This window comes from Archangium primigenium, assembly GCF_016904885.1.
Lineage (GTDB): Bacteria > Myxococcota > Myxococcia > Myxococcales > Myxococcaceae > Cystobacter > Cystobacter primigenius.
This window is the reverse complement of sequence record NZ_JADWYI010000001.1, coordinates 9,282,819-9,299,780: the sequence shown is the minus strand read 5'-3', so window position 1 is coordinate 9,299,780 and position 16,962 is coordinate 9,282,819. Positions and strand designations below refer to the sequence as shown.

The 16,962-nt window shown below is 70.9% G+C and carries 13 protein-coding genes; 5 read left to right on the top strand and 8 right to left on the bottom strand.

Features of this window, described 5'->3' with window-relative positions:
* Positions 1 to 81 precede the first annotated feature (81 nt).
* The gene (locus tag I3V78_RS38065) at positions 82 to 1,425 is read right to left on the bottom strand and encodes a TIGR00366 family protein (RefSeq protein ID WP_204495978.1); all 1,344 of its coding nucleotides are present in this window, start codon (positions 1,423 to 1,425) and stop codon (positions 82 to 84) included.
* Between the two features lie 257 nt (positions 1,426 to 1,682).
* On the opposite strand from I3V78_RS38065, the gene I3V78_RS38060 reads away from it, so the two are divergent.
* The 3 genes from I3V78_RS38060 (at position 1,683) to I3V78_RS38050 (ending at position 5,431) form a co-directional block, all read left to right on the top strand.
* Positions 1,683 to 1,997 (top strand): type II toxin-antitoxin system RelE family toxin, encoded by a 315-nt coding sequence (locus tag I3V78_RS38060; protein ID WP_204495975.1) that lies wholly within the window; start codon positions 1,683 to 1,685, stop codon positions 1,995 to 1,997.
* A gap of 263 nt (positions 1,998 to 2,260) precedes the next feature.
* The gene (locus tag I3V78_RS38055; RefSeq protein ID WP_204495973.1) at positions 2,261 to 4,111 is read left to right on the top strand and encodes a serine/threonine-protein kinase; all 1,851 of its coding nucleotides are present in this window, start codon (positions 2,261 to 2,263) and stop codon (positions 4,109 to 4,111) included.
* A gap of 15 nt (positions 4,112 to 4,126) precedes the next feature.
* A complete protein-coding gene (locus I3V78_RS38050; protein ID WP_204495965.1) occupies positions 4,127 to 5,431 on the top strand; it encodes an ABC1 kinase family protein in 1,305 nt (434 codons plus the stop codon).
* A 23-nt stretch (positions 5,432 to 5,454) separates the two neighbouring features.
* On the opposite strand, the gene I3V78_RS38045 is transcribed toward I3V78_RS38050, so the two are convergent.
* A complete protein-coding gene (locus I3V78_RS38045; RefSeq protein WP_204495963.1) occupies positions 5,455 to 5,862 on the bottom strand; it encodes a response regulator in 408 nt (135 codons plus the stop codon).
* Between the two features lie 314 nt (positions 5,863 to 6,176).
* Between I3V78_RS38045 and I3V78_RS38040 the strand changes: the two genes are divergently transcribed.
* Positions 6,177 to 7,229, top strand: coding sequence for a chemotaxis protein CheB (locus I3V78_RS38040; protein ID WP_204495960.1), 1,053 nt, complete (start codon positions 6,177 to 6,179; stop codon positions 7,227 to 7,229).
* Positions 7,230 to 7,235: 6 nt separating this feature from the next.
* Here I3V78_RS38040 and I3V78_RS38035 read toward each other — a convergent pair whose 3' ends face one another.
* Both I3V78_RS38035 and I3V78_RS38030 read right to left on the bottom strand, forming a co-directional pair.
* Positions 7,236 to 8,492, bottom strand: coding sequence for a sensor histidine kinase (locus I3V78_RS38035; RefSeq protein ID WP_204495958.1), 1,257 nt, complete (start codon positions 8,490 to 8,492; stop codon positions 7,236 to 7,238).
* Positions 8,489 to 10,435: a CheR family methyltransferase gene (locus tag I3V78_RS38030; protein WP_204495955.1), complete on the bottom strand. Its 1,947-nt coding sequence runs from the start codon at positions 10,433 to 10,435 to the stop codon at positions 8,489 to 8,491. Before I3V78_RS38030 ends, I3V78_RS38035 begins: the two co-directional genes overlap by 4 nt.
* Before the next feature lie 422 nt (positions 10,436 to 10,857).
* Here I3V78_RS38030 and I3V78_RS38025 point away from each other — a divergent pair, with 422 nt between their 5' ends.
* Entirely contained in the window at positions 10,858 to 11,541 is a 684-nt protein-coding gene (locus tag I3V78_RS38025) for a response regulator transcription factor (protein ID WP_204495947.1), read from the top strand.
* Positions 11,542 to 11,757: 216 nt separating this feature from the next.
* On the opposite strand, the gene I3V78_RS38020 is transcribed toward I3V78_RS38025, so the two are convergent.
* The 4 genes from I3V78_RS38020 to I3V78_RS38005 all read right to left on the bottom strand — a co-directional run bounded on the left by I3V78_RS38020 (position 11,758) and on the right by I3V78_RS38005 (position 16,959).
* The gene (locus tag I3V78_RS38020; protein ID WP_204495945.1) at positions 11,758 to 12,777 is read right to left on the bottom strand and encodes a methyltransferase; all 1,020 of its coding nucleotides are present in this window, start codon (positions 12,775 to 12,777) and stop codon (positions 11,758 to 11,760) included.
* Positions 12,774 to 13,586 (bottom strand): tryptophan 2,3-dioxygenase family protein, encoded by an 813-nt coding sequence (locus I3V78_RS38015; protein WP_204495943.1) that lies wholly within the window; start codon positions 13,584 to 13,586, stop codon positions 12,774 to 12,776. The genes I3V78_RS38020 and I3V78_RS38015 overlap by 4 nt, the downstream gene beginning before the upstream one ends.
* A 66-nt stretch (positions 13,587 to 13,652) precedes the next feature.
* Positions 13,653 to 14,054, bottom strand: a complete 402-nt coding sequence (locus I3V78_RS38010) for a response regulator (RefSeq protein WP_204495940.1) — start codon at positions 14,052 to 14,054, stop codon at positions 13,653 to 13,655.
* Positions 14,047 to 16,959, bottom strand: coding sequence for a response regulator (locus I3V78_RS38005; RefSeq protein WP_204495938.1), 2,913 nt, complete (start codon positions 16,957 to 16,959; stop codon positions 14,047 to 14,049). The genes I3V78_RS38010 and I3V78_RS38005 overlap by 8 nt, the downstream gene beginning before the upstream one ends.
* Positions 16,960 to 16,962: the final 3 nt, after the last annotated feature.

Here is a 16,962-nt window from a genome sequence, read left to right as displayed (position 1 = left end):
TCGTCTTGGGTATGCCGGCGCTGTCTAGCACAAGACAGACCCCTCGGACGGCGGGGCACTTCGCTCCCGGCACTCCGGCGCTCAGCCCCACACGAGGAAGGCGAGGGTCACCAGCGGCAGGTACAGGAGGAAGGCCACCAGCAGGAATCCCAGGATGTCCTTGAATTCCAGACGGGCCACGGCGAGCAGCGGCAGGGCCCAGAAGGGCTGGATGAGGTCGGTGGCCATGTCGCCCCAGGCGTACGCGAGCACGACCTTCTCCGGGGCGACCCCGAGCGTGCGCGCGGCCTCCAGGAGGTAGGGCGCCTCGATGGCCCACTTGGAGCCGCCCGAGGGCACGAAGTAGTTCACCACGCCGCTGTAGAGGTAGACGATGGCGGGGAAGGTCTGGGCGGTGGACAGCGACACGAAGAGCTGGCCGATGCGCTCGGTGAGGCCCGTGGCCTTGAAGATGCCGTAGATGCCCGCGTACAGGGGGAACTGCAGCACGATGCCGTGCAGCACGCTCGCGGCCTCCTCGCTCGCCTTGAGCAGGCGCGCCGGGGTGGTGTGCAGGAGCACCGCCAGCGTGAGGAAGAGGAAGTTCACCGCGTTGAGGTTGAGCGCCCGGTAGCCGCCGTGCAGCCACAGCAGGCGCGCGAACCACACGAGCCCCAAGCCCCCGAACACCACGTTGAGCCACGGGGCATGGTCCAGCCACAGCGCGGGGCTCCTCTCCGCGGGGCGCGCGGGCGGCTCGAAGTCGCGGAACTGCTCCAGGAGCGCCGGGTCCACGCGCACGGTGTGCTCGGGGCGCGGGTGCAGGGCCCAGGCGAGCAGCGTGAGGCCCCCCACCACCGCGAGCGTGAGCGTCAGGTTGAAGGGCGAGAAGAGGGTGCGATCGATGGGGATGACGCCCAGCTGCTTCTCCAGGAAGTGGCCCGGGGTGGCCACCAGGAGCGGCGCCGAGGCGGACAGGCCCGCGTGCCACGTGGCCCCCAGCCCGAAGTAGGCGCACGCCACCAGGAGCCGGTAGTCCACGTCCGGCCGCCGCCGCGCCACGAAGCGCACCAGCATGGCGCTGGCCACGAGCGACAGGCCCCAGTTCACGTACGCCAAGCCCATGGACACCGCCGCCATGAGCACCACCGCGCTCCGGGGGCCCTGGGCCCGCGCCGCCAGCCACTCGAGCAGCGCGCGCACCGGCCGGGTGAGCGCGAGCAGGTAGCCGGAGAACATCACCAGCGCCATCTGCATGGAGAAGCCGAGCAGCTCCCAGAAGCCCGCGCCCCACGCGTCCAGCACGGCGGGGGCCGGGGTGTCCGTCCACCCCACCGCGAGCCCGAGCGTGAAGAGCGACAGCAGCACCGCGATGGCGAACGAGCTGGGCACGAAGCGCGCGGAGAAGCGTCCGAGCGCCTCCGCGATGCGAACGAGGGTTTCCACGGTGCGGAGGGCTCCAGGGACGGGGGAGGGCGTCTGTCCACCCTGGAGCACATCTGAACACGGACTAAGGCCCCTTCCCAGAAAACCCGAGCGCCGCCCGCCGTACATTTCCCCCTGCCGGGTGCACGAAAATCGACGGCTCCGGGCGCGGAAGCGTTGGCCACCGGACGCGCCGGACGGGTGGGATGTCTCCACATGTCAGGCAATGCGCAGGCCCCCCCTTGGCGGGCTCGGGGACAATGGCCACCTGATGGCCAATGGCCTACCGCGTCCAGATTCCCGTGGAGTTGTGGAGCACCCTCAAGGCGCTGCCGCCGGTGCTCGTCGACAAGCTGCATCGGAGACTGGACGGCATCGCTCAACTGGCCGAGGTGGCCCCGCCGCTCAACCCGCTCTGGCTGAAGCTGGGCGCCACGGACCGGCCGCTGCTGCGCTGCCTGGTGGACGGCTACGTGCTGCTCTACGAGGTGGACGAGACGTGCCGCACCGTGCTCGTGCTCGACGTGGAGCAGGAAGAGCACGACGCGCCCTTCTATTTCGAGGAGGCCATGGGCGCGAACGATCCGCACTGAGCGCGCCCACCAGGCCCGAGGTTCCCCGGGGCTCCCCTTCGTCCTCTCCAGGACGAGGCGGGGCCCCGCGTCGCGTTCGGGCTCCCCGGGTCGGCCGGCACCTGGACGGCAGGATTTTCAGCCCGGGTCCGGCGTTCTTTACACGCTCGGCCCCTCGCTGGGGACACTCCGTGGACGTGCAACGGGCCGGGTTCGGGGGGGGACTGCCACGCGGTGTGTGGGCGGGGTGATCCGGCACGAACCTCGCAAGGGGAAGCGTTGCCTTGGAATCCACCACCTCACAGTCCTGCGCCTGTTCCACGCCCCATGAGAGCTGGGGCACGTGTCCCACGCTCGTGCATGCCGCGAGCACGCTGCCGCCCGCGACCGCGCGGGAGAACGAATTCGTGGGGCAGCGCTTCGGCAGCTTCCGCGTGCTGCGCGAGTTGGGCCGCGGCGGCATGGGCACGGTGCTGCTCGCCGAGCACGTGCTCATCCCCAAGCGCGTCGCGGTGAAGGTGCTCCACCGCCACCTGGCCCAGACGCCGGAGCTGCTCTCGCGCCTGGTCGCCGAGGCGCGCGCCATGTGCCTCGTCCAGCACGAGAACGTCGCCACGCTCTATGACCTGGAGCTGCGAGACGGGCTGCCCTACTTCGTCATGGAGTACCTGGAGGGCCAGAGCCTGGCGGACTTCGCGCGCGGCCCGCTCCCGCCCGCGCTGGTGGTGGAGCTGCTCGGCCAGGTGTGTGACGCGCTCGGCGCGGCGCACGCGCGGGGCATCGTCCACCGCGACCTCAAGCCCGCCAACGTCTTCCTGGTGCCCGGCGCGCACGGGCGCCAGCGCGTGAAGCTGCTCGACTTCGGCATCGCCAAGCGGCTGGTGCCCCAGGCCGGGGACACGCCCACGCGCACCGGCGTCATCATGGGCACCCCGGAGTTCATGGCCCCCGAGCAGTGCGCCGGGGGCGAGGTGGACGCGCGCACGGACCTGTACGCGGTGGGGGTCCTGGGCCACCTGCTGCTCACCGGCCGGGCCCCCTTCCGCGGGGAGAGCGCCGCGGCGGTGCTGGTGGCGCACCTGCAACAGGCGCCGCGCCCCGCGCACGAGGCGCAGCCCGGGGTGCCGCCCGCGCTGTCCGCCGTGCTGCTGCGCGCCCTGGCCAAGCGCCCCGAGGAGCGCTTCGCCTCCGCCGCCGAGCTGCGCGCCGCCCTGGAGGCCGCGCTCACCCGCGCGCCGCCCCGGCCCACGCCCATCACCTTCTCCGCGTGCCTCGTGTCTCCCAAGGGCAGCGTCTCGCGCGAGTACCTCTGCGAGCCCATGGGCCGCGCGGGCCTCTTCCTGCGCACCCTGGACACGCCGCCCGCGCTGCTGTCCGACGTGCCCCTGCGGCTCGCGCTGCCCGGCGGCGAGCTCGCCTGCGTGGGCCAGGTGGTGCGCCACGTGACGCCCGCGCAGGCGCGCGCCTGGAACATGTCGCCCGGCTTCGGCGTGGAGCTGCGCGACAACTCGCCCGCCTTCCAGAAGACCTTCGCCCGGCTGCTCGAGGGCCAGCCCGCCGCGGAGCCCCCGCCCGCGCCCGCCGAGGACGCCCGGGTGGCCGCGGTGGTGGCCGAGTTCCGCCAGCGCCTGACGGGGGACCGCTACTGCGTGCTGGGCGTGCCCCGGGACGCGGACCTGGAGCGCATCCGCCGGCGGGCCCGCGAGGCCCGCGAGCAGCTCGAGCCCTTGCTCGCGCTCCCGCTCCCCCCCGCGCAGCGCGCCTTCCTGCAGCGCGCGCTCGGCCGGGTGACGGAGAGCCTGGGCATCCTCGGCCACCCCGAGCGGCGCGTGGAGTACGACGCCGAGCTGGGCAACCTCCGGGGCGTCATGCGCTGCCTGGCCTCGGGGCTCACCGTGACGGCGATGGAGGCCGCGCGCCAGCGCTACTTCGCCCGCCACCCCCAGACGGAGGGGCACGCGGTGCTGCACATGGCCTCGGCCGAGTCCTTCGTGTCCGCCAGCCGCTTTCCCGAGGCGCTCGCCTGCTACGAGGCCGCGCTCCGGGCGGACCCCCTCCATCTGGAGGCCCTCAAACGCTGGCATGCCCTGCGGGCGAGGATGCGGGGCGATGCGGTGGGCGTCTCCCCTCGTTAGGATGACGGGGCTCTCATGGCCTCCGACTCCGACGACGACAAGCTCCCCACCCAGGGCCGTTTCACCCGCTTCCGCAAGCTCGCGGGGCTGTCCGCCCAGCTCGGCGCGGACGTGCTCAAGAGCGGCGCGAGGAAACTCGTGGGCCAGGAGGCGGACCTCATGAGCCTGTCCGCCGCGGAGAAGCTGGTGTCCACGCTCGGCGAGCTCAAGGGCGCGGCCATGAAGTTCGGCCAGGTCGTCTCCATGGACCCGGAGCTGTTCTCCCCCGAGGTGCGCCAGGTCATCGCGCGGCTGCAGAACGAGGCCCCACCCATGCCCTACGCCCAGGTGGCGGGGGTCATCCGCGCGGACCTGGGCGACGCCCCGGAGAAGGTCTTCCGCGAGTTCTCCCAGACGCCGCTGGCCGCCGCGTCGCTCGGCCAGGTGCACCGCGCGGTGCTCCACGACGGGCGGGAAGTGGCCGTCAAGGTCCAGTACCCCGGCATCGAGCAGACGCTCGTGGGGGACATGGAGAACCTGGGCCTCGTGGTGAAGACGGTCTCCAAGGCCTCGCGCCTGGCCGACGGCACCGCCTACTTCCAGGAGATGCGCGACGAGATGCTCCTGGAGACGGACTACCTGCGCGAGGCCGCGCTGTGCACCGCCTTCGGCCGGGCCGTGGCCGGGCTGCCGGACCTGAAGGTCCCCGAGGTCATCGCCGAGCGCACCACCAGGCGCGTGCTCACGCTGGAGCTCCTGCGCGGCCGCACCCTCAAGGACTGGGTCGTCTCCCAGCCGTCCGCCGAGGAGCGCTACCGCGTGGCGCGCCAGCTCATCCTCGCCATCTACGGGCCCCTGTTCACCACGGGGGACATCCACGCGGACCCCCACCCGGGCAACTTCATGGTGCTGGAGGACGGCCGGCTCGGGGTGCTCGACTTCGGCTCCATCAAGCGCTTCAGCCCCGCGTTCGTGGCCACCAACCGGCGCATGTTCCTGCACGCCGTGCGGCTCGAGCCCATGAACGTGCTCGCCCTGTGCCGCGAGGTGGGCTTCACGTGCGAGCTGCCGGACGCGGAGGGCGAGGCGCTCATCCAGGAGATCTTCGCCATCGCCGGGCGGCCCATGCGCCAGGACTTCTACGACTTCTCCACCTGCGGCATCGCCCGGGAGATGCGCACGCTGTTCACCAAGAACGCGCCGCGCATGTTGAAGATCCGCCCGCCCGCCGAGGGGGTGCTCTTCTTCCGCTCCACCGGAGGCCTCATCCAGAACCTCAGGCTCATCGGCGCCGAGGGCAACTTCCGCCGCGTGTACCAGGAGGTCGCGGCGCTGCTGTGAGACTCCGGGGGGCGCTCGGTGCCCTAGCGCGCGCCCGCCACCGGCAGCCGACTCTTCTTGTAGATGCTGATGAGCTTGCGCGCGAGCGACTCGCCCTGGACGCTCTTGGAGATGTAGCCGTCGGCGCCCGAGGCGAGCGCCAGCGAGCGCAGCTTGGCCTCGTCCGAGGCCGAGTAGAGGATGAAGCGCGTGGTGGAGGGCGCCTGGTTGCGCGCGAGCGCCAGCACCTTGTCCCCGCTGAGCGCCGGGATGTTCACGTCCAACAGCACCAGGTCCGGCATCACGGTGCGCACCAGGTTGGACACGCCCAGGGACGAGCGGTGCGTGCGCACCTCGAAGCCGTAGGCGTGCAGGGTGCGTTCCACCAGCATGAGCAGATCCACATCGTCGTCCACCACCAGGACGCGGATCTTCGTTTCGATCTCAGACATGGGCTCCCCTTTGGAGCGGAGAGGGTTGGCGCGTTGGAGGATACCGCTCCCGCATCCGGGCGGCAGCCCTTCCCCCACGGGAACAGGCGACGGAGGCCAGAAATCCAACGCCCGTAGAGCCGCGAGGCAGGCAAACCCGGCCAGAAGTTCGGGGACTGAACCCAGCCAGGGACGGAAAGCCAGGAAGGGGGAGGGGCAGGCGGGCGAGCGACGGATGGGCGGGGCCCATGGGCGCCAAGGACGGTGCCCCGGTGAGAGGGGCGCTCCTACCTTGAGTGGAAGGATCCACGGCTGAACCCACCGACAGGACGCGCATGGCACACCACCGGGACATCGTCGTCATTGGTGCCTCCGCGGGGGGCGTGGAGGCGCTCTCGACGCTGGTCACGCAATTGCCCGCGGACTTCCCCGCGGCGGTGCTGATCGTGCTGCACGTGGCGTCGGGCCACCGCAGCATGCTGCCGCAGATCCTCTCGCGCGTGGGCCCCTTGACGGCGGTGCACCCCCAGGATGGGGAGCCCCTGGAGCCGGGCCGCATCTACGTGGCGCCCAATGACCGCCACCTGGTGGTGGAGCCGGGCCGCGTGCGCTTGCTGCATGGGCCGCGGGAGAACAACCACCGGCCCGCCGTGGACACGCTCTTCCGCTCGGCGGCGGTGGCGTACGGCCCCCGGGTGGTGGGGGTGGTGCTCACGGGCGCGCTGGACTGTGGCACCGCGGGGCTGATGGCGGTGAAGCACCGGGGGGGCCTGGCCGTGGTGCAGGATCCCCGGGATGCGTTCTGCCCGGACATGCCCCGGAGCGCGATGGAGTTCGTGAAGGTGGACCACTGCGTGCCCCTGGCGGAGCTGGGCGCGCTGCTCGTGCGGCTGGCCGCCACGAAGGTCGTCCCCAGCGAGGCGCCGCCGCCCTCGCCCCGCTTGAAGGAGGAGGTCAAGGCCATGGCTGGAGGAGAGAACGTCGGCTCGGACCCGAAAGCGGTGGGGTCGCCCTCCTACTACTCGTGTCCGGACTGCGGGGGCGTGCTCTTCGAGATGGACGAGGCGGGGTGGCTGCACTACCGCTGCCGGGTGGGCCATGGCTACACGGCGCGGTCGCTGTCCGTGCAGCAGCAGACGGCGCTGGACGGGGCCATGTGGGCCGCGCTGCGCGCCCTGGAGGAGAGCGCCTCGCTGTCGCGCCGCATGGCGCGCAATGCCCGGGAGCGCCACCACGAGCTCACCGCCCAGCGCTACGAGGAGCGGGCGAAGGCCGCCGAGGAGCAGGCCGAGCTCGTGCGTCAGGTGGTGTTGGCCCTGCCCACCGCGCCCCTGCCGGAGTCGGGGACGGTCGAGCCGGAGAAGCCAGGGCGAGGCGAGGCCGACTAGCCGGGTTCACCGCTTCCGGGCGCGCTTCGCCGCGCGCGGGCGGCGGACGGGCGTGGGCTTGGGCGGGGCGGCGGAGGGCCCCGTGATGGGCAGGCTCAGGGTGAAGCGGGCGCCGCCCTCGGGTCGGTTGGTGGCGGTGAGGGTCCCCCCCGCGCGCGTGAGCACGCCGTAGGCCATGGACAGCCCGAGCCCCGTGCCGTGCTTGCCCTTGGTCGTGAAGAAGGGACGGAAGAGCTTGGGCAGGTGCTCCTCGGGGATGCCCGTGCCCTCGTCCTCCACGGTGAGCCAGGCCTGGGTCTCGCTCTGTCCCCCGCGCACGTGGATGGTGCCGCCCCGGGGCATGGCGTCGCGCGCGTTGAGCAGCAGGTTGATGACCACGTAGCGCAGGTCCGAGGCCGAGCCGCGCACGAGCGGCAGGGGCGACATGTCCTGACGCACGCGCAGGCGCAGGCCTTCCTGGGCGGCGCGGTGCTCGATGTCCGCCCGGGCGATCTCCACCGCCTCGTGCGCCACGTCGGCCAGCTGCACATCCTCGGTGGGGGCCTGCTCGGGCTGCTGGCGGGAGAAGTCGCGCAGGTGGCCCAGGCGCTTGTTCGCGTCGGTGACGATGCGCACGAGCGCGTCCATGTTGCCCCGCTGGCGCTCGGCGAACGCGCGATCGCTCTGCATGAGCTCCAGGCGCAGGGTCATGGCGTTGAGCGTGTTGTTGAGGTCGTGCGCGATGCCGGACACCAGCTCGCCCAGGGCGCGCAGGTGCTCGCGCTGGAGGAGCTCCTGGCGCACCTGCCGCAGCTCCTCCTCGGCGCGGACGCGCTCGGTGATGTCCAGCGCCATGACCAGCACCCGCGCGTGGGGCTGTCCAGCGAGCCACTCCGCGCGCAGCTCCACCACCTGCGTGTCGCCGCGCGTGTAGTGGGTGGTCAGGGGCGCCGCGCCGCCGGTGGCGAGCACGCGGCGCACCTCGTGCTGGGCCACCTGGTGCATGCTCATGGGCGCCAGGGACTCGTCCTGGGCCCGCCAGTACCCCGGGGCATCGGCCAGCTGGCGCCAGCGCTTGTTGGACAGCCGCAGCCCATCGCCCTGGAAGAGCGCCAGGCCGCTCGCCGCCGTCTCCAGTCCCCACGAGGACAGCGTCCAGGTGGAGATGTGCTCCTCGGTGCGGGCCTCCAGCTTGTGCACCAGGGTCTGATGCTTGCGCATCAGCTCCTGGTACTTGAGCAGCAGCGCGTCGTAGGAGAGGACGGGGCGGCGGTGGGGGCTCATTTCTTCACGAGTCCCTTGAGCTTGCGGTTCTCCTGCTCGATCGCCACCGCGCGGGTGTTGTCCTCGAAGAGGATGACGGCGCCCAGCCCGCTGCCATTCTGGGTCAGGGGGGTGACCACCAGGGTGGCGAAGCCCCGGCCGCCGTGGGGCAGCTGGTAGGGCACCGCCTCCTGGCGCGTGGCGCGGTTCTCGGCCACGCCGCGACGAAGGCGCTGCAGCAGGGGGCGCTTGAGGGCGGGGATGCGCAGGGTCCACAGCACCTGGCCCATGGCCTCGCGCTCGGTGAGGCTCAGCAGCCGCTCGGCCGACAGGTTCCAGGTGGAGATCTTCCCCTCGACGTCGATGACGATGACGGCCGCGGTGAGCGTGCGGATGATGGTGCGCTGGTTGAGCGCGAGCGCGTCCAGCTCCTCGCTGCGGTGGGCGAGCTCCCGGTTGATGGCGTCCATCTCCGCGTTGGCGCTCTGCAGCTCCTCGTTCGTCGTCTCCAGCTCCTCGTTGGTGCTCTGCAGCTCCTCGTTGGTCGTCTGCAGCTCCTCGTTGGCGCTCTGCAGCTCCTCGTTGGTCGTCTCCAGCTCCTCGTTGGAGGCGCGCAGCTCCTCGTTGAAGTTCTGCAGCCGCAGGTTGACGTTCTGCAGCTCCTCGTTGGCGCGCTTCAGGTTGAGCTCCAGGTTGCGCAGGGCGGTGTTGTCGTGCGGCGTGTAGAGCAGGCCGTGGATCTCCCCCCGCGCGCCCTTGTAGGGGACCACGACGGTGCGCAGCGTGATGGGCTCCTGGCCGCTCACCTCCATGAGGCCGTCGGCCGTCTCGCGCTCCACGCGGCCGGCGCGCACCCGGGCGCTCTGCTCGATGAGCAGCTCCTGGGGCAGGCCCGGCAGCCCCAGCGACAAGAGCTTGCGGCCCAGCACCTCGCTGTCCCGCCGGTTCCACAGCCGCGCGGCCGCGTGGTTCCAGAGGATGACGCCGCCGTTGAGATCCGTGACGATGAGCGCACAGGGCAGCGAGTTGATGGCCTCGCGCAGGTGGCGCTGCAGTTCGCGCGCCGCTTCCTCTTCGGGAGTGAGCACGGGCTCCTGGGTCAGTTCGAGGGCGGGCGGCTCGCGCAGGGACGCGGCCGACTCCTGCCGGCCGTCCTTGCGGTAGATGCGCCGGGACAGGTCGATGGGCTCGAAGAGCCGGGCCGCGAAGGGGATGAGCTCGGAGCGGCCGAGCACGAGCACGCTCTCCGCGCGCAGGGCGAAGTGGAAGCGCGCGAGCACGCGCTTTTGCAGGGCGGCGTCCAGGTAGATGAAGACATTGCGGCACAGGATGAGATCGATGCGCGAGACGGGCGCGTCGGACACGAGGTTGTTCAGACCGAACACCACCGAGCGTCGCAGCTCCTTGCGCACGGTGTACGTGTCCCCGGTCCGCGTGAACCAGCGCTCCAGCCGGTCCTTGGACACGCCCTCGACCTGGGCCGCGGCGTAGACGCCCCGGCGCCCATGGGCGATGGCGGCCTCGTCCAGGTCCGTGCCGAACACCTTGAGCTCCACGCCGGGGTAGGTGGGGCCGAGCGCCTCGGCGGCGGCGATGGCGACGGAGTAGGCTTCCTCACCGGTGGCGCAGCCCGCGCTCCAGATGCGCAGTTCCTGGTCCGCCCGCCGCCGCTGCACCAGCTCCTTGAGCACCTTCTCCAGCTCCACCCAGACCTCGGGGTCGCGAAAGAAGGTCGTCAGCTTGATGAGCATGGAGGACACGAGGATGCTGACCTCGTTGGGGTCTCGATCCAGCAGCGACAGGTAGGCCGCGCGGCTGGCGCAACCGGTGGCGACGATGCGCCGCTCGATGCGCCGCTGGAGGGTGGCGCGCTTGTAGTTGCGGAAGTCGAAGTTCCGCGTCTGCCGGACCTTCTCCAGGATGGCCTCGAGTTCGTTGTCCCGGGACTGTCGCGTGTTCGCCATGTCAAGAGGGCTGTACCCCAGGGCACTTGCGCCTACAAGGACCGAGGGGCGACCTGAGAAGTCCTCCGCACATGAGGCGAAAGACGGCCTTGTCCTCCGGTACAATGGCCTTTCAATCCCTCCTCAGGAATAGTCGGAAACTTTTGGCTGAAACCATTGCCCTCGGACGTGTCAGGGATTGGCCAGGGTTGTCTGATTTGAAGACTAGACAAACTCTGTGCCAACGTGAAGCGCCTCCGCCGATCCGAGGGAGACCCACCGATGACTGGTGAACGAGGGGGGCCCTGCAATGATGGTTGGATGACGGGAACCGTGCGTCCTGCACAGACGTGATGAAAATTTAGATGCTAATCTCCTCGTCAATCGTTCGTTCAGGTGGGGGGGGCGATTATCACTCGGACATCATCCAATGGAGGGGGCATATGGGAGAACGTATCCGGTTGGGCATCCTGGAGGACCAGCAGGTTTTTCGTGAGAGCCTGATGGCGCTTTTCGAGGACTCGGGCATGCAGGTGGTGGCGGCCGGGGGCACGGTGGACGAGCTGCTCGGTCAGCTCGGCACGGAGTCCCTGGACGTGGCGGTGGTGGACCTGCGCCTGGAGCGGGCGGAGTCCTGGGCGGTGGACAGCGGCCTGCGTCTGGTGGAGCTGCTGCGCGAGCGCAACTCGGGCACCCGGGCCCTGGTGCTGTCGGCGCACCGGGAAGTCGCGGTGCTCGAGCGCTGCTTCCAGGCCGGGGCCGTGGGCTACCTGTGCAAGCTCAACGTGAGCAGCGCCCGCCTGGTGTCCGCCGTGCAGCAGGTGGCCCGGGGCGAGTGGCTCGTGCCTCCGGAGCTCGTGGTGCCGGGGCGCCCCGCGTCGGCGGAGCACGCCTCGCCCCTGGACAAGCTCACCCAGCGCGAGCGGGAGGTCCTGAGCATGGTGGCCAGTGGCGCGGACAACCTGCAGATCGCCGCGCGGCTGGGCATCACCGAGCGCACGGTGAAGGCCCACGTCTCCAACCTCTACCGCAAGCTGGAGGTCCAGAACCGGGTGGAGATGGCCATGGTGATGTACCAGTCCCAGCCGTCCCTGCGTGCCCTGGACCCCAACGCGCCCAGTGTTTGAATGGAACCCGGGGACACTGACCTGGCGTCCAATTCCTCCGAGTGTTGTCCAAGCGGCATGCTTCGACTCGCACGCCACGGTCGCATGGCGGTGTGGGTACCCGAGCAGGAGCGCTTGATCTTCCCCCCGGCACTCGTGTGGGACTCGAGGTTGGTTCATCCCTGAGAGACCAGGGTGGAGTCTCCCCCAACTCCATCCTGGTCCCCGGCTTGAGCCTCAGGCTCGCCGCGCGGTGACGAGCTCGAAGGGACCGGGAAACACCTCCACGTCGCGGAAGCCGAGCCCCGTGAGCTCCCGGGTATAGAAGTCCAGGTCGCGCAGGGCGCTCGCGCACGAGTCCACCCCCATGAGGAAGTAGGACCAGAAGAACTGGGCGGCGAGCCGCGCCGGGGTGCGGAACTCCTCGCAGATGAGGACGCGGCCTCCGGGGGGCAGGGCGTCCCGGGCGGCGGCGAGCAGGTGCCGGGCGGTGTCCTCGGGCCAGTCATGCAGCACCCGCACGAAGGCGAGCGTGTCATGCCCGCGGGGCAGGGGCTCGCGCAGGAAGTCTCCCGCCACGAAGCCCAGGCGCTCCTCCACTCCCCGCTCCCGTCCGGTACGCTCCACCAGCGGGCCACAGGCCGGCAGGTTGAAGACGTCCACGCGCAGCCCGGGCAGCGCCTCCAGGAGCGACGCGCCCAGGGTGCCATCCCCGCCCCCCACGTCGAGCAGGCGGCTCCCCGGGGGCAGCAGCGTGGCCGCGTGGGCGAGGAAGGTTTCCCGGATGGGGCCCAGGCCCGCCGCCATGCTCGCCTCGAAGGCGGCCACCTGTTCGGGCGTGCGCGGAGGCCAGTCGAAGGACTCGGGAGCGATGCTCCGCTCGCCTCGCAGCACCTCCGGCAGGTGGCCGTGCAGGGCGCGCCAGTCATAGGTCTCGCGGTCACGCTCCTGGGACCGGGGGCCGAGCACCGCCCGCACCGCCGCGCCCAGGCCGGACACCGCCGTGTACTGCGTCTCCCCGGGCGGGGGAGCCGGCGTGCGCCGCACGAGGCCCGCGCTCTCCAGGCAGTCGAGGAACTTCTGGAGGCGCGCGGGCACGAAGCCGTGGGCCGCGGCCAGGGTGCCCACCGTGGTGGGGCCCGGCTCCAGGGCGTCCAGCAGGCCCAGCCGCTGCGCCGTCTCCACCACGTCCAGCACCCGCGCGCCGTTGAAGAGCAGGTGCAGGAAGGCGCGGGGCTCCAGGGCGGGGGCGCTCACGACGCCTCGCCCTTCGCGGGGGCGCGGGGCTCGCCGGGCGCGTGGCCTCCCTCGCGCCGCCAGTGGGCGGTCATCTCCACCCGCACGCTCCAGAGCACCGGGAAGAGCGGCTTCATCATCCGTCCGGGCAACACGCGCGTGGGGATGCCGTCCAGCGCCTTCACCGAGGCATCCACGCCGATGGTGCGGCGCACGAGCTGGTAGTGGGTGTAGAGCCAGAGCTGGTAGGACTCGTCGTAGTCGAGCAGCTGCTCGCACAGGCGTTTGAGATCCGCCAGGCCCGGCCGCGAGTAGAGCACCGCGGGCTCCACGCCGCGCCGCCACAACAGCCGCGTGAGCGCCTCCTCCAGGCCCTGGGCCGCGAGCCCCACCGCGTTGTAGCCCGGCGATTCCTGGCCACTGCCATTGCCCAGGCTGCGGCGGATGATTTGATAGGTCTCCGGGGTGAGCGTCTCCAGCACGCCGAGCTGCGAGGTGAGGGTGCGCGCCATGCGGTTGACGCGCTCCAGCCGCGCCGAGGCCTCCCAGAGCTGGTCCTGATCCAACTCCCCCACCGTCTCCACGCACTCGTGCGCGAGCAGCTTGAGCCACAGCTCCTGGGACTGGTGCACCGCCTGGAACATCAGCTCGTCGGGACTGACGCGGTGTTCGGGAGGTGTCTGGAGCGCGAGCAGTTCCGGCGTGCGCACGTACTTCTCGTAGTCCAGCTCTCCCCGACCCACCCACTTGTCCAGCAGCATGTTGTGCCAGGGGCCGCGCAGCTGGCGGCGCAGCAATTCGACATGACTCGGCTCGGCGATGTCTTCCATGGTGTTCCTCCCTGAGTGAAGGGCTGGCGAGTCAGGGGCCCTTCGCGGGGAGGACGTGGCACCGGCTCAACCGGGAGTCACACGGCCCTGACTGCGAAAGGCGGTGAGCTTGCGCACCAGCTCCGCCCCCTGAACGCTTTTGGAGAGATAACCATCCGCGCCCGCGGCCAAAGCCAGGGAGCGCAGCCGGGACTCATCCGTTGCCGAGTAGAGGATGAACTGGGTGCCTCGGGGAGCGTGCCGCCGCGCGAGACCCAATACTTGATCACCCTTGAGGGCCGGGAAGTTCACGTCGAGCAGGACGAGGTCCGGCTCGCTCTGGCGCACGAGGTTGGTGACGCCGAGGGCGGAATCGTGGGTCTTCACGTCGAAGTGGGGCGTCAGGGTGCGACGCACGAGTTCCAGTTGATCCGGATCATCGTCGACCACGAGGACACGCGTCCTGCCGGGCAAGTCCGCCTCAGCCATGATTCCTGCCCAGGTGCTTTCGGATGGTTTCGAGCAACACTTCACGATCCAGGGGTTTGGTGAGATAGGCGTCGCATCCGGCGGCCGAGGCCTTCTCCTGGTATTCGCGTCCCGCGTGGGCGGTGACGGCGATGACGGGGGTGTGGGCCACCGCGGGCACCTGGCGCAGCCGCCGGGTGGCCTCCCAGCCATCCACGCGCGGCAGGGACAGGTCCATGAGGATGAGGTCCGGCGTCTCGCGCGTGGCGCGCTCCACGCCCAGCTCCCCGTCCTCGGCCTCCAGCACCTCGAAGAGGCCGCCGAGGTAGCGGCGCACGATGTCGCGGTTCTGCGGGTTGTCCTCCACGTAGAGGATGCGCGGCAGGCGGTGGGTGCGCTGCGCGTTCTGCTTGATGAGCAGACCCTTGGCCTGGCCGATGACCTCCTCGAGCGCGTGGCCCCCCTTCTGCACGAAGCCGGCGAAGCCATCGCGCAGGGTGGCCTGCTCCTCGGCGGACAGCACCTTGCCGGTGAGCACCACCACGGGCGTCTGGAGCTTGTCGGCCCGCATGCGGCGGATGACCTCGAAGCCGTCCAGGTTGGGCATCATCAGGTCGAGCACCACGAGCGTGGGCGGGGAGACGCGCGCCTTGAGCAGGGCGTCCTCGCCGTTGTGGGCCTCGTGGGTGGAGAAGCCCGCGCGGCGCAAGCTGCGGCTGACGAGCTCGCGCGTGGAGGCGTCGTCGTCCACCACCAGCACCTCGCCCGCGCCCGCGGCGGTGCCGATGCTGCGGCGCACCACGTCCACCAGGTGGTCCGGCTCCACGGGCTTGACCAGGTACTCGCACGCGCCGAGCGAGAAGCCCCGCGCGCGCTGCTCCTCCACGGAGATGATGACGACGGGGATGCGCGAGAGGTCCGGCTCGCTCTTGAGCGTGGACAGCACGCTCCAGCCGTCCAGGCGCGGCAGGTAGATGTCCAGCACGATGGCCTGGGGGCGCAGGTCGCGCGCCTTGCGCAGGGCGTCCAGCCCGTCCGAGGCCGTCACCACGATGAAGCCAGCGGGCTCCAGCTGCCCGACGATGAGCTGCTGCACGAGCACGTCGTCGTCCACCACGAGCACGGTGCTGCCGCGGGCGATGGGCGCGAGCGCGGCGCCCACGTCCTCGGGGGCCACGGGCCGGGTCAGCTCGCGCGAGGCGCCCAGGGTGTCCCCCTCCAGCACGCCCGCGAGCCGCACGGTGAAGGTGGTGCCGCGGCCCAGCGTGCTCTCCACCTCCACGCCGCCGCCGAGCACCTTGCTCAGCTCGCGCACGATGGCCAGCCCCAGTCCCGTGCCGCCCACCTTGCGCGTGGTGGAGCCGTCCACCTGACGGAACTTCTCGAAGATGAAGGGCAGCTGCTCGGTGGGGATGCCCTGGCCCGTGTCCTCCACGACGAAGACGGCCTCGTTGCCCTCGGCGCGCGCGGTGAGGCAGATCTCCCCGGAGTCGGTGAACTTGGCCGCGTTGCTGAGCAGGTTGAGGAGGATCTGCCGCAGCTTGAGCGCGTCCGTGCGCACGTGGGCCACGCGCTCGTCGATGTCCGTGCGCAGCTCCACGTCCTTGCCCTTGAGGTACTCCTTCACCGTGGCGGTGCAGTCCTCGGCCAGCTCCGCCATGTCCACGCGCTCGACGACCACTTCCAGCCGCCCCGCCTCGATCTTCGACAGGTCCAGGATGTCGTTGATGAGGGCGAGCAGCGTCTGCGCGTTCTTCTTCACCACGTTGAGGTCGCGCCGGCCGTGGGCCGTGAGCCGGCTGCCCTCCTCGCGCATGAGCAGGTCGCAGTAGCCGATGATGCCGTTGAGCGGCGTGCGGATTTCGTGGCTGAAGTTGGCGAGGAACTCGCTGCGCAGCCGGAAGGCGGCCTCGGCCTCGCGCGCGCGCTCCTCCTCGTTGCGCTTGGCGCAGGCGAGCTCCGTGGCCAGCCGGTCCAGGTCCTCGTTCTGCTGACGGATGATCTCCATCTGCAGCGCGCGCTGCTGGTAGCTGGCGAGCGTGCGCGCGGACACGGCGCGGCTCTTCTTGAGCTCCTCCAGGTTGTCCGCCAGGCGCTGGTTGGCCGCCTCCAGCTCCGCCTTGGAGCGGCGCAGGGTCTCCTCGGCCGCCTTGCGCTCGGTGATGTCCTCGGTGATGCCGAGCACGTAGCGCGCCCGGCCGCTGTCATCCAACAAGGGCAGCTTGCGCGTGGCGTAGACGCGGTCCACGCCGCCCGTGCGCGCCAGCTCCTCGAACGTCTTGAGCTTGCCCGTCTCGAGGATCTCCGTGTCGACGGCGACGAAGGAGTCGGCCTGCTCCGGGGGGAAGTAGTCGTGATCCAGCTTGCCGAGCAGCCACTCCTTGGTGACCCCGAAGGCCTCGGCGAACGTCTTGTTGGCCACGCGCACGCGCCGCTCCTCGGCGTCCTTCACGAAGAGCACGAAGGGCAGGCTGTCCACGATGCGCTCGAGCAACCAGCTCGAGTGCTCCTGCTCGCGCTCCACCGCGCGGCGCTCCTGGGTGCGCTTGAGCTCGCGGCGCACCACCGGCCCCAGCATCGCCAGGCGATCCATCTCGATGAAGCTGTTGACCTCGGCGTCCATGGCCGCGGTCATCTCGGCCTCGTCCCAGTGCGCCGCCACGACGAGGAAGGGCGCCTGGGCCCGGCGCTGGCGCCACGCGGGCGCGAGTTCGCGGAAGTCGAGCGCGGGCGCGCCCGGGGCCCAGATGCCCAGCGACCACGGCTCCTCGAGCGCCGCCTGGAACGCCTCGCGCGACACCACCCGCCGTGTGTGCAAGCTCAGGCCCGCGCGCTCGAGCACCTCCACCACGCGCGCGCCCTCGGACTCGCCCGCCACCAGGAGCAGCCGCAAGGGCTCCTGGTCCGACACCGCCGGAGTGCTCATGGG